The organism is Salinicola halophyticus, from assembly GCF_003206695.1.
Lineage (GTDB): Bacteria > Pseudomonadota > Gammaproteobacteria > Pseudomonadales > Halomonadaceae > Salinicola > Salinicola halophyticus.
In genome coordinates this window covers 146,821-161,071 of record NZ_PZJN01000010.1, presented here as the reverse complement: position 1 = coordinate 161,071, position 14,251 = coordinate 146,821, and the positions used below count along the sequence as shown (strand labels likewise).

The window sequence follows — 14,251 nt, the reverse complement described above, 5'->3', positions numbered from 1 at the left end:
CCGCACCCAGTGGGTGCGGCGTCTTCGTTGTTGGCCACGGACTTGCGCTGTAGAGAGTCACGCTGTGGAGAGTTACGCTGTGGGAAGTGTCGGTACTCTGGGTATGAGCGGATTATTCGCCGCGCTCGAGGCGATCGATCAGTTCGTCGAGTTCGGTTTCATCCATGTGCGGTTCGCCGGCGATACGGTGAGAGCCGTCGGCCCAGGCGCCGAGATCGAGTAGCTTGCAGCGTTTCGAGCAGAATGGCCTGTAGAGATTTTCGGTCGTCCAGGCGATCGGTTTCTGGCACTGAGGACAGGGTACCGTCAACGGCTTCTTGCCGGAGGCGGGATTGGAACCCTGGCCTGCATCGTTACTGGGGTCGTTACGTCGGGTCATGGCGAGAGGTGTCGTGTCGGTGGCTTTCGTGTCGGAGATTGGTGCGCGGCGGCTTGGGTATCGGCCGCTATCGTTCCCGTGAACGAGCCATTTGACGATAGCGGATATCCAGCCGGGCGACCTGTTCGAGTAGATGTTGGTGGTCGCGTCCATTGTCGATGACGTCATCGGCGGCTGCAAGACGATGTTCCCGCGGGCTCTGGGCGGCCATGATGGATTCCACCTGACGTCGATCGACACCATCGCGTGCCAGGGTGCGGGAAATCTGGAGTTCCTGCGGCACATCGACCACCAGAATGCGATCGACCAGCTCGCGCTGCCCCGACTCGATCAGCAGCGGCGAGACCAGCAGGCAGTAGGGCGCGCCGCTGCCGGCCAGTCGTTCCAGGTGCCTCATCAGGCCCTGACGGATACGCGGGTGGGTCTCGTGTTCCAGCCACTGGCGTTGCGCCTCGTCGTCGAATATTCGAGTGCGGAGCGCGCGCCGGTCGAGCGTGCCGTCCGGCTGCAGGATCGTCGGGCCATAGCGCTCGACGATAGCGGCCAGTGCGGGTTCGCCCGGCATGACGACTTCCCGCGCCACCTGGTCGGCATCGACCCAGCCAATGCCCAGGTCGCCAAAGGCATCCGCCACTGCGCTCTTGCCCGAGCCGATCCCGCCGGTCACGCCAACGACCAGCGTGGCGATTTCCGCTTCGGCTTGCCTGTCGTCGGTGCTCATTGCCAGCCTCCCATCAGCAGCGCCTGATAGCCGGCCAGCAGCGGCGCGCCGACCAGCAAAGAGATCCAGCCGGCCAGCGCGAGGTAGGGTCCGAACGGCATCGACTGGTCGCGATTCTGCTGACGTGAGGCGATCAGGATCAAGCCGACGATCGCGCCGACACCCGCGGAAATCAACAGTAGCAGCGGTAGATTCTGCCAGCCGAGCCAGGCGCCGAGCGCCGCCATTAGCTTGAAATCACCGTAGCCCATCCCTTCCTTGCCGGTGGTCAGCTTGAACAGCCAGTAGATCGACCATAGCGACAGATACCCGGCGGCCGCCCCCAGCACCGCGCTTGCCAGCATCAGCGGATCGAACAGCCATTGGTAGAGCAGCCCGGCCCAGAGCAACGGCAGGGTCAACGCATCCGGCAACAGCTGGGTTCGCCAATCGATCACGGCCATGGCCAGCAGGGTCAGACAGGCGCCGATCAGCCACAGGCTCTGCCAGCTCAAACCGTGCAGGGCGATGACCGCCACCGTCAGCAGCGCCGCGGCCAGTTCGACCAGCGGATACTGGGCGCTGATCGACGTGCCGCAGGCGGCACAGCGGCCGCGACGCTTGAGCCAGCCGATCAGCGGCAGGTTGTCGTGCCAGGCGATGAAATGACCGCAGCCGGGGCAGTGCGAACGTGGCGTCGCCAGATTGTAGGGCGCGTCGGCTTCCGTCGGCTGCTCCAGCGCTGCCAGCGCCTCGGCCCGCCAGCGGCGCATCAGCATCACCGGCAGCCGCACGATGACGACATTGAGAAAGCTGCCAAGCGCCGCGCCGAACACGAACGCCAGCGGCCAGAGAATCAGAGGTGGAAGGTCGGACAACGGAAACTCCACGAACATCGAATAAATAGTCAGCGCTAAGGGTAACGCATATGAAAGCTGGCTTTTGAGTGCGCTGAGGTCGAGATTCATTGTCGAGCGCTTTTGCCGCTAGGCGCCCGACGCCGAGAACCCGGAGCGGACGCGGTTGTCCGTGAGGATTTCGAGGTGGCGGGCAACAACACGGCGGATGCGCGCAGTCATGAATAACAACCTAAATGGCGGAACCCATCTGGAAAATAGGCAAATACATCGACACGACCAGCCCACCGACCAGCGTCCCCAGTACCACCAGAATGAACGGCTCCAGCAGCGAGGTCAGCGCGTCGACCTGGTTGTCGACCTCCTCCTCGTAGAACTCCGCCACCTTGTCGAGCATGGTATCCAGTTCGCCGGCTTCCTCGCCGATGCTGACCATCTGAACGGCCATCACGGGAAAAATTTTTGTCCGACGCATGGCAAAGTTGAGCTGCTGGCCGGTGCCGACATCTTCGCGAATGCTGGCAATCGCCCGCTGGTGGACCCGGTTGCCGGTGGCGCCGGCGGCCGTATCGAGCGCTTCGACCAGTGGAATGCCGGCATTGAACGTTGTCGCCAGGGTCCGCGAGAAACGCGCTATCGAGCCCTTGTCGACGATATTGCCGATGACCGGCAGCTTGAGCACCAGTTGATCGGCACGATAGGCGAAGGCCGGCGAGCGTTTCATCGCCTGGCGTAGTCCGAACACGATCGCCGCGGCGGCGAGAATCGCCTGCCACCAGTAGGCCTGGGTCAATTGGGAAAGATGCACCGTGAACTGGGTAAACGCCGGCAGCTCGGCGCCGAAGCCGTTGAACAGGCTCTGGAACTGGGGAACCACCTTGACCAGCAGCAGGGCGGTCACACCGATCCCCACCAGCACCACCGCGGTCGGGTAGTAGAGCGCTTTCTTGACCCGGCCCTTGAGGGTCTCGACCTTTTCGCGGTAGCTGGCCACGCGTTCGAGCATCTTGTCCAGGGCGCCGGCCTGTTCGCCGGCGGCGACCATGTTGACGAACATGCGGTCGAATCGCGAGGGATGCTTGGCCAGCGCTTCCGAGAAGCTGGCGCCGGCGCTGATATCGTTGGCCAGCGTCTCGACCAGATTGCGCATGGCCGGATTCTTGAGGGTTTCGGCGACGACCTTGCAGCCCTGCAGCAGCGGCACGCCGGCACGAATCATGGTCGCCAGCTGACGCGAGAACAGCGTGATGTCCTTTGACTTGATCCGGCCCAGACCGAACATCCCGGTCTTGCGGGTGATCCGTTTGACGATGATCTTCTGGCGGGTCAGTTCACTGCGCACATCCGCGATTTCGCTGGCAATCAGCTCTCCGGAAACCGCTTCGCCACGCAGATTCTTGCCGCGCCACTGCCAGCGGTGCATCACCACTCGCTTGGGTGATTTGGAGGGCCTCAACGGTCTGGCTGACTTGAGCGTGGTCGCCATGCGTGCGTTCCTGACAGTGAATCGATGAAAAGGGGGTGCGAGGCCTTCGCTGGCCGCGCATGGGCTAGTCGGTGGTCACGCGATTGATCTCTTCGAGGCTGGTCAGGCCCTGGAGCACCTTGTCGATTCCACTCTGGCGCAGCCCCGGAAAGCCGGCGGTGCGTGCTGCGCGGGCGAGTTCGAGGGCGTGGCTGTCGGTCATGATCAACTGGCTCATGGCATCGTCCACCGGCACGACTTCATAGATCCCGATGCGGCCCTTGTAGCCCAGCGTGCAGTGGTCACAGCCCACGGCGCGGTAGAGCGTGGCGTCTGCCAGCTTCTCCGGTGAGACGCCTTCCCGACGCAGCACCTCGTGAGGAATTTCCGCCGGCGCCTTGCAGCGCGGACAGAGCAGGCGCGCCAGTCGCTGGGCAATGATCAGCGACACCGAGCTTGCGATATTGAAGCTCGCGACCCCCATGTTGCGCAGGCGCGTCAGCGTCTCGGCGGCGGAGTTGGTATGCAGCGTCGACAGCACCAGGTGGCCGGTCTGGGCTGCCTTGACCGCGATCTCGGCGGTCTCCAGATCGCGGATCTCGCCGACCATCACCACGTCCGGATCCTGGCGCAGGAAGGCGCGCAGGGCGCTGGCGAAGTCGAGGCCGATACGCGGCTGCACGTTGACCTGATTGACCCCGGGCACCTTGAGCTCCACCGGGTCCTCGGCCGTCGAAATATTGCGCTCCTCGGTATTGAGCTGGTTGATGCCGGTGTAGAGCGTCACTGTCTTGCCACTGCCCGTCGGCCCGGTGGCCAGAATCATGCCCTGGGGTTCGGCCAGCGCGGCTTCGAATAGCCGCCGTTGGTCCGGCGCGAAGCCCAGTGCATCGATACCGAAGCTGGCGGTCCGGGCATCCAGCAGGCGCAGCACGATCTTCTCGCCGAATACGGTCGGCAGCGTATTGACGCGGAAATCGATGGCCCGATTGGCATCGAGTCGGATCTTCATCGCGCCATCCTGCGGCAAGCGGCGCTCGGAGATATCCAGCCGCGCCATGACCTTGAGCCGTGCGGCCAGGCGGGTGCGGAGGTTGAGCGGCGGCCGGGCGATCTCGATCAGCATGCCGTCGACGCGAAAGCGAATCCGGTAGCTGGATTCGTAGGGCTCGAAGTGGATGTCGGACGCGCCGCGATGGATGGCGTCGCGCAGGATCTTGTTGACGAAGCGCACCACCGGCTCGTCGTCCTCGCCGCCCTTGTCGAACGCCGCGGCTTCACTCGCCAGATCCGCCTCACTGGTGTCCAGCGTCAGCGAGTCGCTGGCTTCCCCCAGCGCTTCCAGCATGCCGGAGGTCTCGTGGTGCTGATAGCGTTTGGCCAGCGTCCGTTCCAGCTGATCGAACGGCACCAGCACGCCTTCGATCGCCAGACCGGTGGTGAACTGCAGCTCGTCGAGGCTCGCCAACGTGGCGGGGAAAGCGATCGCCACCGTGAGGCGGCGATCGTCGCGGGCCAGCGGTAGCACCTGGAAGCGGCGGATGACCTTGTCCGCCACCGGTTCGATGACCGGCAGCTTGTCCCAGTCGACGTCCTTCAGGTCCATGAACGGCAAACCGTATTCGCGGGCGGCCAGAATACCGGCCTCGCGGGCATCGATCCGGCCTTCGCGAACCAGGAACTCCAGCAGCGTCAGTTGTTTGTCGGCCGCTTCACGGAACGCTTGCTCGCAGTCCGCCGCGCCGATCAGGCGATGTTCGATAAAGCGCTGAGCGAGGCTGCTCTGGGCGCGCGAGGTGATGACGTCCGGCATGGGAATAGGGCCCCGGCTGACTGGCTGACGAACGGGCAGGCGGTCGATCGAAGCCTGAAAAGTCGATCCTTACCGTCTCCAATGATGCTGCTATCGGCGAACGGCTTTTTTTCTTTAAGTATTCTTCGCAATCGGCCGATAACGCGACTGTAGTGTCACTGAAGGTAATTTTACGTATCGGCGCGTGTGCAGGGTTAGAGCGGCTCGGGCGGATTCGACGGGGCTCTCAGGCTCGAGCAAGGCAGGCGGGCGGAACGCAAAATTCGGGGCGCGCGGCGGGTGTGACGAAAGGGATCACGTCGAGCGGCTCGGCACTTGGCTCAACGGTTGACTCAACGAACGATTCATCGATCGATTCAGCGATCAATCCAACAACAGCAAGGCAGGGAACCACGATGCAGCAAACACGAAAGAATATGTCACGCCGGCAGGGCGGCTTCACCCTGATCGAACTCATGATCGTCGTCGCGATCATCGGCATTCTCGCCGCCATCGCGATTCCGCAATATCAGAATTATGTCGCACGGTCGCAGTTCTCGGAAGCTCATAGCTTGCTTGGTGGTGCCAAGATCAGTATTCAGCAGCAAGTCGATAGAGGTGAAGCGTACACAATCGCCACTACAGACGCTGGTGTTACTTCAGGCGCTGACGGTTTAGGAATTACGACCCAAGGGTCGTACGGCGCGATTACGGAAGGAAAATGGAGTAGCGACGCCGACGAGGCTACTGCCATTTACACCTTCGGTTCTGGAAAAGATACGACAGGAAAAGCGGTAACCGCGAACTCCAACATTAATGGAGACACTGTCGAATATAAATATGACCCCGAAACAGGACGGTGGGAGTGCGAAACATCTGTAAAGGCACAATACGCAAGTAGTTGTACCTCCACGGCTGAATAATTATTAGGCCGGCACTCGCCGGCCTTCTTTCTCTTCTCTCTTACAGCTTCATTCTTACAACTCAGTAAAGTGCCTTTTCTTCCCCCACCACTTCCCGCAACACCTCCAGAAACAGTCGATCCGCTTCCGAATGCTCGGCGGGGTCTTCCGGGATATGCACGCTGGTGGTATCCGAAATCTCGTTGGCGATGGTCGCCCAGGCCGTGGCGTCGTTGCTGCCGTCGGAATGGCGCTTGGCGATGGTCAGCGAGTTCTCGAGAATGCCGGGTTCCTGCAGCAGTTTCTTGATGAAGGCGCGAAGCTCCTGAATGACGCGGGTCTTCTGCATTTCCGAAGCGGAACTCATGGGGTTTTCCTCTCGTGCTTGTCGGGTCATGTTCGGCGGTGATGATTGGCGCCACCATAGCATATCTCGCTGCGGGCCCAGAGCGGATTCGGTCCGTGGCTTTCGGCGGCTTCTGGCGGCTTTTTGCCGCCAGTCTCGAGCAAGGCGTATCGATAACAAATGGTGTCCGGGTCGTGTCTTGCGCGTCGGGATGGCCTATCATCGCTGCGGTTCATTCGGCTCGTCGCGGCGATAACAGCCGAACGGTAATGGGATCAGGAGGAAGTCTTGCAAGACGCCAAGCCGATTTTCAAGATTCTGGCGCTGCTGTTGATCGTATTGGCGCTGTTCATGGTGCCGCCGGTGATCATGCTGGGGTTGGAAAGCGATCCCGATCTGTGGGCGTTTCTCAAGTCGATGGGGTTGGTAGCGATCGTCTCGAGTTCTCTGCTGATCTGGACCTGGCGCACGTCGGTCGAGTTGAAGACGCGCCACATGTTCATCCTGACCACGTCGAGCTGGGCGGTGATCAGCGCCTTTGCCAGCCTGCCGCTGGTGCTGGGGGCGCCGCAGCTGTCGTTCACCGATGCGGTGTTCGAGTCGGTCTCGGCGATCACCACCACCGGCTCCACCGTGCTCTCCGGCATCGATAATCTGTCGGATGGGTTAAAACTCTGGCGCGGGCTGATGCAGTGGCTGGGCGGTATCGGGATCATCGTGATGGCGATCGCAATCCTGCCGTTTCTGAAGGTCGGCGGCATGCGGCTGTTCCAGACCGAATCCTCCGACTGGTCGGACAAGGTACTGCCGCGGGCCGGCGGTATCGCCAAGGCCTCGACCTTTATCTATCTCGGGCTGACCCTGGCCGCGATTCTGAGCTACCGGCTGGCGGGTATGGGCATGCTGGATGCCGTCGTGCACGCCATGAGTTCGGTTTCCACCGGCGGCTTCGCCAACTACGACGCGTCGTTCGGTATCTACCACGATCAGCCGCTGATCCTGTGGCTGGGCTGTCTGTTCATGCTCGGCGGCGCGCTGCCGTTCGTGCTCTATATTCGTCTACTACGCGATAGCCGGGGCGCGCTGTGGGAGGACCAGCAGGTGCGCGGTCTGGTCGGGCTGTTGATCATGGTTATCACGGCGCTGACGCTCTATCGGGTGCTGGCGTTCTCGGACGCGCCTTTCGAGGCGTTGACGAATGTCGCCTTCAACGTGATTTCGGTGGTAACGACCACCGGCTACGCCAGCGCGGACTACACCCAGTGGGGGCCGCTGGCGGTCACCACGTTCTTCTTCATTACTTTCATCGGCGGCTGCAGCGGTTCGACCAGCGGCGGCATGAAGATTTTCCGCTTTCAGATCGGCGGCATGCTGCTGGCCAATCAGCTGCGCTACCTGGTGCACCCCAGCGGCGTGTTCGCTCAGCGTTACAACGGTCGCCCGCTCAACGACGAAGTGGTGCGGGCGGTCATGGCCTTCTCGTTCTTCTTCTTTCTGACCGTGGCGGTGCTGGCGCTGGCGCTGGCCGCGCTGGGGCTCGACATGGTCACCGCGATTACCGGGGCGGCCACGGCGCTGGCCAACGTCGGCCCGGGGCTGGGAAATACGATCGGCCCCGCCGGCAACTTCGCCTCGCTGCCGGATGCCGCCAAGTGGCTACTCTCCGTCGGCATGCTGATGGGTCGACTCGAGATCCTCACCGTGCTGGTACTGATGACACCGTTCTTCTGGCGCAAGTGACATCTGTCATCGTCACGAACGTTTTATCGTCACGAACGTTTTTCGTCGTCACGAACGTTTTTCATCGCCCCGTGCGGTCGCTCGGGGGTACCAATGTTGTTTCATCGCCATCGAGGTTCTTCCGTCGCCACTTACCGAGCGCCCATAAAAAACCGCCATCGCGGGGCGATGGCGGTAGGGCTGTCTGAACTCAACCGCGTGTGCCGGAGGGCATAGCGGCGCTCAGGCGTCGCGGCTGTGCGCTTTTCCGGCCCGATTCAGAATCGGGTTGGCGTACTGCAGCAGCCACCAGTGGCGCAGCGCATCGGGGACGGCGGCCAGCTGGGTCTGAAAGCGCTCGCGGTCTTCCGGGGTGACGCCTGAAAGGTCGACCAGCTCCGGCGCCAGGCCGGTTTCCGCCAGTGCCAGTTGATGGCTGGGAAAGGTCGGGTAATTTTCCAGCACCTGGCGGTCGATCTCTTCGGCGACCTGGTCGGCGCTTTCGAAATCGCTGGAGAGCGGCGTGCCGAACTTGAGCTTGACGCGCCCCTTGTCGCCGGTGATGCCGGCGACGATCGAAAAGATATCCTCGAACTCCACTTTCTGGTAGGCGCCGTCGGTCTCCTTGGCGTGCAGCTCGCGGGCCTTGTTGATCGCGCAGGGGTCGTACTCGTAGCTGATCGAGACCGGCACGATCTTGAGTTCCTGCACGGCCTGGCCGATGTCGCTGTCGCCTTCTTCCAGGCGTCGTGCCATGCACAGCATCTTGACGATGGCGCTGTCGGTTCGATCGATGCCGTCCTTGGCCCGGCCCTCGCGCTGCGCCATCCACACCGAGTGGTTGTCGTCGGTGATCGAATGGCGGATATAGCCCGATAGCGACTGATACGCCGCCAGCATCGCGCGTTTGCCCTTGGCCGAACGCGGCACGATGAAGCTCTTGTTGAGCCGCATCAGGTCGGTGACGAAGGGCTTCTGCAGTAGGTTGTCACCGATGGCGATGCGCACGGTGTCGTGGCCTTCGCTGTACAGCGCGTAGTTGACGAAGGCCGGGTCCATGGCGATATCGCGGTGATTGCCGATGAACAGGTAGGCCTGATTCGCATCCAGCCGATCCAGTCCCTCGACCGTGAAGCCGCGGGTGGAGTGGCTGATCATGTGGGCCATGTAGTCGGCAATACGCAGCTGAAGATCGCGCACGGTCTTGACGCCGCGCATCTCGCGCTGGAGCCGAAAGCTCGCCAATGCCCGCGCCAATGGCGGGGCGAAACGGGCTAGCCGCGGCAGACGAAAGCGGGTGATCGCATCCAGCAGCTCGCTGTCATGCGCCAGTCGGGCCAGTACGGCTTCGACCTCTTCGTCGTGATAGGGGCGAATGTCGGCGAAGCGATCGAGATCGATCGCCGCTTCGGCGCTATGTTGGTTAGCGGTCACCGAAGGCTTGGCGTCGGTCACGGCGCCGCTGCCGTTTACGGCATCGTTACCGGGCACGGTATTGTTGTCGGTATTGGATCGTGGCGTCATGGTGTCGGCGTTGCCGGGTCGGCTTCACCGCCCAGCCATTCGATGAGTTGGTCGACGAAGGTGGAAAGCGTCTGCGACATCAGCGCGAAGTCCGTCTCCAGACTCACGATCGGGTCCTCTCCGCTGTCGCTCTGGCTGGCTTCGTCCAGCAGCGCGTCGTCGAACTGCAGCGACTTGAGCGCCAGATCGTCGTGCAGCATGACGCGAAGCTGGCCTTCGCTCCCCAGGCTCAGCTGGCTCGCCTGGCGCCCGTTCTCGAGCAGCGACTGAATCTCCTCGCTGTCGAGATCGACCTTGCGGGCGCGCAGCACGCCGTCGTCCTCGGCGGCGCGCAACTCGACCTGGTCGCCCAGCAACAGGCTGGCGGGGCGGCTGGCCGGATCGCTCAGCCACTGGGTCATCCCCCGTGCCGGCGGCGTTTTAGTCGCCAGGGGAGTGACCTTGAGCGAACCCAGCGACTGACGCAGCAGGTCCAGCACTTCTTCGGCGCGCTTGCGGCTGGACGCGTTGATGCCGATCAGGCGCTTGCGAGTGTCCCACCACAGTTCGACCCGCTGGGTGCGGGTGAAAGCCTGCGGCAGTAGTTCCTCCATCACCTGCTCCTTGAGCAGTTGACGTTCGCGCCGTGACAGCGGCTGGCCCTCGGCCTGTTCGCGCTCCTCGCTGCGTTCGTTGACTTCGTCGTTGATCACCGCGGCCGGCAGCAGGCGTTCCTGGCGCAGCATCGACAGCAGCCGATGGCCCTGGATTTCATGCGCGCGCTGTTCGCTGCGACGGCCTGCCGGTGCACTCCAGCCGACCCGCCGTGCCTCGCGCGGGGAGACGGGGCGAAATGCGAATTCTGCCAATGCGGTTTCCAGATCCTCTAGCGAGAGGACCTCGACGTCATGGCAGCGATACAGATGACAATGCTTGAACCACATGCGCCAGTTCCGTTTGAAAGGAGGCATATTATGGCGAAATGACCCAGCTGTTACTACCGAGATGGACCTTTGATATTTGCGCGCCTGTTTCAAACGGGCGTATGTTTTTGGCTACGAGCTACGAGCTACGAGCTACGAGCTACGAGCTACGAGCTACGAGCGACGAGCGACGTCAAAACCTTGCGCCCAACCAGGAGAGGCTTCCATGGATTCACGCACTACCGTGACCGCTGTCCGCGTTCGCGGCTTCCATCTCGATGGCTACGGCCACGTCAATCATGCCCGCTATCTGGAATTTCTCGAGGAGGGGCGCTGGGCCTACGTCGATGCCCATCCCGAATTCGCCGAGGGGCTGGCCCAGGGCGTGGCGCTGGTCGCGGTCAATCTCAACATCGATTACCGCCGGGCGGCGGTGATGAACGACGATCTCGAGGTCGAGACCTGCCTGACTAGAATCGGCGGCCGCAGCGGTGTCGTCGGGCATCGGATCACTCACGTCGGCAGCGGCGAGCTGGTGGTGGCGGCCTCGTTGACCTTCGTGCTGCTCGATCAGCAGAGCGCCCAGGTGATCCCGATGACGGGCGAATGGGCGGAGCGACTGGGGCCGCTGGTAGTGGCGATACCCGAAGCGACGTAGAAAACCCGCTCAAAGCGCGTCAACGCCTGCCTTTGAAGCCCCTGAAATGGTATTATCCCATGATTGTGCGGCTGAGCCTCTCAGTCGCCTTGCCGGGGCTTTATTAACGCTGCCACGGCCGGACTCCGGTCGTGGCAGCGGTGCAAAGGATTTGACGACCCATGGGTGATATCGCCAGAGAAATTCTGCCAGTCAACATCGAAGATGAGCTCAAGCAGTCCTATTTGGACTATGCGATGAGCGTCATCATCGGGCGGGCACTGCCTGACGTCCGCGATGGCTTGAAGCCGGTCCACCGGCGTGTGCTTTATGCCATGCACGAGCTCGGCAACGACTGGAACAAGGCCTACAAGAAATCGGCGCGCGTGGTTGGCGATGTGATCGGTAAGTATCATCCCCACGGCGACAGTGCGGTCTACGACACTATCGTGCGGATGGCCCAGCACTTCTCGATGCGTCACGTGCTGATCGACGGCCAGGGCAACTTCGGTTCCATCGATGGCGACAACGCCGCCGCGATGCGTTACACCGAGGTGCGCATGTCGCGGCTCTCTCACGAGTTGCTCGCCGATCTCGAGAAGGACACCGTCGACTGGGTCGACAACTACGACGGCACCGAGCGGATTCCCGAGGTGCTGCCGACCAAGGTGCCGAACCTGCTGATCAACGGTGCCTCCGGCATCGCCGTCGGCATGGCGACCAACATTCCCCCGCACAACATGGTCGAGGTGATCAACGGCTGTCTGGCGCTGATCGACGATTACACCCTGACGATCGACGATCTGATGGAGTATATCCCCGGCCCCGATTTCCCCACCGCCGGTATCATCAATGGCCGCGCCGGTATTCTCGAGGCGTATCGGACGGGTCGCGGGCGCATCTATGTGCGTGCCAAGCACACCGTCGAGTTCGACAAGAAGAGCGGTCGTGACCATATCGTCATCACCGAGCTGCCTTATCAGGTCAACAAGGCGCGGCTGATCGAGAAGATCGCCGAACTGGTGAAAGAGAAGCGGGTCGAGGGCATCGCCGAGCTGCGCGACGAGTCCGACAAGGACGGCCTGCGGGTGGTGATCGAGATCAAGCGCGGCGAGTCCGGCGACGTCGTCGTCAACAATCTGTTCGCGCATACCCAGCTCGAGAACGTGTTCGGGATCAACATCGTCGCGCTCGACAACGGCCAGCCCAAGACGCTCAACCTCAAGCAGCTGCTCGAAGCCTTCGTGCGTCACCGGCGTGAAGTCGTCACCCGCCGCACGCTCTTCGAGCTGCGCAAGGCTCGCGAGCGCGGTCATCTGCTCGAAGGTCTGACGGTGGCGATCTCCAACATCGATGAGGTTATCGAGCTGATCAAGGCGTCGCCCAATGCGGCCGAGGCCAAGGAGAAGCTGCTGGGCCGCGACTGGCAGCCGGGTCAGGTGACCGGGATGCTCGAGCGCGCCGGCGCCACGTCGTGCAAGCCGGAAGATCTCGAAGAGGGCGCTGGCGAAAGACCCTACGGGCTGTCCGACGACAGCGCCATGTATCGGCTCTCCCCGGCGCAGGCCCAGGCGATTCTGGAACTGCGTCTGCACCGTCTGACCGGGTTGGAGACCGAGAAGCTGCTCGACGAGTACCTGAGCATTCTCGAGAAGATCGCCGAGCTTAACCATATTCTGGCCTCGCCGGATCGCCTGCTCGAGGTCATCCGCGAGGAGCTGGAGTCGATTCGCGATCAGTTCGGCAACGACCGCCGGACCGAGATCCACACCAGTCGTCTCGACCTCTCCATGGAAGATCTGATCGCCGAGGAAGACATGGTGGTCACGCTGTCGCGTGGCGGCTATGCCAAGACCCAGCCGATCACCGATTACCAGGCGCAGAAACGTGGCGGCCGCGGCAAATCGGCGACCAGCATGAAGGACGAAGACGTCATCGAACATCTGGTGGTCGCCTCGACCCATGACACCATGCTGCTGTTCTCCAGCCGCGGCAAGGTGTACTGGCTCAAGACCTACGAGATGCCCAACGCCAGCCGCGGCTCGCGCGGCAAGCCGCTGGTCAATCTGCTGCCGCTGGACGCCGACGAGTCGATTAGTGCGGTCCTGCCGGTGCGCGAGTATCGCGCCGACAGCTACATCTTCTTCGCCACCGCGAACGGTACGGTCAAGCGGACGTCGCTGGATCAGTTCTCCCGCCCGCGTAGCGTCGGTCTGATCGCCATCGACATCGACGAGGGTGACCGTTTGATCGGTGCCGCGATCACCTCCGGTTCGGATCACGTGATGATGCTCTCTTCCAACGGCAAGGCGATCCGCTTCGAGGAAGGCAACGTGCGCGCCATGGGCCGTACCGCCCGCGGCGTGCGCGGGATGCGCCTGCTCGACGGCGCCCAGGTGATCAGCCTGATCATTCCCCAGAGCCAGACCATCGATGCCGAAGCCGACGCCGAGTCCGACAGCCCGACCGATGCCGGCGATAGTGATGGCAATGTCTCCGTCAATGACGAGCAGATCTACATTCTGACCGGCTCTGAGAATGGCTACGGCAAGCGGACCCGGCTCGAGGAGTTCCCGCTCCGTGGTCGAGGTGGCCAGGGCGTGATCGCGATGCAGACGACTGCACGTAACGGCTCGCTGGTGGCCGCGATGCAGGTGCGCTCGAGCGACGAGATGATGCTGATCACCGACCGCGGTACGCTGGTCCGCACGCGTGTCGCCGAAGTCTCGATCAGCTCGCGTAACACTCAGGGTGTCACGCTGATTCGGACGGGCGACGACGAGCATCTGGTCAAGACCGTGCGTGTCGACGAGCCTCAGGACGACGAGCCTCAGGACGACGAGCTGCTCGACGACGAAGCGGTCGATGCCGAAGCGACGGACGCCGAGACGGTTGACGCCGATCAGCCGGGCTCCGGGACCGCCGACGACACCGCTGACGAGTCCGACACTGATCGCGACGCCGAGGCGGACGACGACGGGGTGGACGGCAATGGCTCGAACGACGACGAGCCGCGCGGCGAGTGAAG

Annotated in this window: 12 protein-coding genes; 4 read left to right on the top strand and 8 right to left on the bottom strand. The window is 62.6% G+C overall.

What is annotated here, in order from left to right:
- Positions 1–112 precede the first annotated feature (112 nt).
- The 5 genes from yacG to pilB all read right to left on the bottom strand — a co-directional run bounded on the left by yacG (position 113) and on the right by pilB (position 5,214).
- Complete coding sequence (yacG, locus tag DOM58_RS16765) at positions 113–379, bottom strand: DNA gyrase inhibitor YacG (RefSeq protein ID WP_110693821.1); 267 nt, start codon at positions 377–379, stop codon at positions 113–115.
- Positions 380–446: 67 nt separating this feature from the next.
- Positions 447–1,100, bottom strand: a complete 654-nt coding sequence (coaE, locus tag DOM58_RS16760; protein WP_245392311.1) for a dephospho-CoA kinase — start codon at positions 1,098–1,100, stop codon at positions 447–449.
- Complete coding sequence (locus DOM58_RS16755; RefSeq protein WP_245392310.1) at positions 1,097–1,957, bottom strand: prepilin peptidase; 861 nt, start codon at positions 1,955–1,957, stop codon at positions 1,097–1,099. The genes coaE and DOM58_RS16755 overlap by 4 nt, the downstream gene beginning before the upstream one ends.
- Positions 1,958–2,168: 211 nt before the next feature.
- Complete coding sequence (locus DOM58_RS16750) at positions 2,169–3,422, bottom strand: type II secretion system F family protein (protein WP_075563148.1); 1,254 nt, start codon at positions 3,420–3,422, stop codon at positions 2,169–2,171.
- A gap of 64 nt (positions 3,423–3,486) precedes the next feature.
- Positions 3,487–5,214: a type IV-A pilus assembly ATPase PilB gene (gene pilB, locus DOM58_RS16745; RefSeq protein ID WP_110693820.1), complete on the bottom strand. Its 1,728-nt coding sequence runs from the start codon at positions 5,212–5,214 to the stop codon at positions 3,487–3,489.
- Between the two features lie 416 nt (positions 5,215–5,630).
- Here pilB and DOM58_RS17890 point away from each other — a divergent pair, with 416 nt between their 5' ends.
- On the top strand, positions 5,631–6,116 hold the full coding sequence (locus tag DOM58_RS17890) for a pilin (protein WP_110693829.1): 486 nt from the start codon (positions 5,631–5,633) through the stop codon (positions 6,114–6,116).
- Positions 6,117–6,177: 61 nt separating this feature from the next.
- Here DOM58_RS17890 and DOM58_RS16735 read toward each other — a convergent pair whose 3' ends face one another.
- Positions 6,178–6,462, bottom strand: a complete 285-nt coding sequence (locus tag DOM58_RS16735) for a hypothetical protein (RefSeq protein WP_075563150.1) — start codon at positions 6,460–6,462, stop codon at positions 6,178–6,180.
- A gap of 267 nt (positions 6,463–6,729) precedes the next feature.
- Between DOM58_RS16735 and DOM58_RS16730 the strand changes: the two genes are divergently transcribed.
- Entirely contained in the window at positions 6,730–8,181 is a 1,452-nt protein-coding gene (locus DOM58_RS16730; RefSeq protein WP_245392309.1) for a TrkH family potassium uptake protein, read from the top strand.
- A gap of 222 nt (positions 8,182–8,403) precedes the next feature.
- Here the strand turns inward: DOM58_RS16730 and DOM58_RS16725 are convergent, their stop codons facing one another.
- Together DOM58_RS16725 and DOM58_RS16720 are read right to left on the bottom strand one after the other, a co-directional pair.
- A complete protein-coding gene (locus DOM58_RS16725; RefSeq protein ID WP_425353404.1) occupies positions 8,404–9,594 on the bottom strand; it encodes a 1-acyl-sn-glycerol-3-phosphate acyltransferase in 1,191 nt (396 codons plus the stop codon).
- Positions 9,595–9,680: 86 nt separating this feature from the next.
- Positions 9,681–10,607, bottom strand: a complete 927-nt coding sequence (locus DOM58_RS16720; protein ID WP_075563152.1) for a recombination-associated protein RdgC — start codon at positions 10,605–10,607, stop codon at positions 9,681–9,683.
- Positions 10,608–10,812: 205 nt separating this feature from the next.
- Here DOM58_RS16720 and DOM58_RS16715 point away from each other — a divergent pair, with 205 nt between their 5' ends.
- Positions 10,813–11,244: an acyl-CoA thioesterase gene (locus tag DOM58_RS16715; RefSeq protein WP_110693818.1), complete on the top strand. Its 432-nt coding sequence runs from the start codon at positions 10,813–10,815 to the stop codon at positions 11,242–11,244.
- Between the two features lie 161 nt (positions 11,245–11,405).
- Complete coding sequence (gene gyrA / locus DOM58_RS16710) at positions 11,406–14,249, top strand: DNA gyrase subunit A (protein ID WP_110693817.1); 2,844 nt, start codon at positions 11,406–11,408, stop codon at positions 14,247–14,249.
- The last annotated feature ends 2 nt before the right edge of the window (positions 14,250–14,251 follow it).

Coding starts and splice junctions, on each gene's coding strand:
- yacG (WP_110693821.1), bottom strand. CDS start 379: ATGACCCGACGTAACGACCCCAGTAACGATGCAGGCCAGGGTTCCAAT.
- coaE (WP_245392311.1), bottom strand. CDS start 1,100: ATGAGCACCGACGACAGGCAAGCCGAAGCGGAAATCGCCACGCTGGTC.
- DOM58_RS16750 (WP_075563148.1), bottom strand. CDS start 3,422: ATGGCGACCACGCTCAAGTCAGCCAGACCGTTGAGGCCCTCCAAATCA.
- pilB (WP_110693820.1), bottom strand. CDS start 5,214: ATGCCGGACGTCATCACCTCGCGCGCCCAGAGCAGCCTCGCTCAGCGC.
- DOM58_RS17890 (WP_110693829.1), top strand. CDS start 5,631: ATGTCACGCCGGCAGGGCGGCTTCACCCTGATCGAACTCATGATCGTC.
- DOM58_RS16735 (WP_075563150.1), bottom strand. CDS start 6,462: ATGAGTTCCGCTTCGGAAATGCAGAAGACCCGCGTCATTCAGGAGCTT.
- DOM58_RS16720 (WP_075563152.1), bottom strand. CDS start 10,607: ATGTGGTTCAAGCATTGTCATCTGTATCGCTGCCATGACGTCGAGGTC.
- DOM58_RS16715 (WP_110693818.1), top strand. CDS start 10,813: ATGGATTCACGCACTACCGTGACCGCTGTCCGCGTTCGCGGCTTCCAT.
- gyrA (WP_110693817.1), top strand. CDS start 11,406: ATGGGTGATATCGCCAGAGAAATTCTGCCAGTCAACATCGAAGATGAG.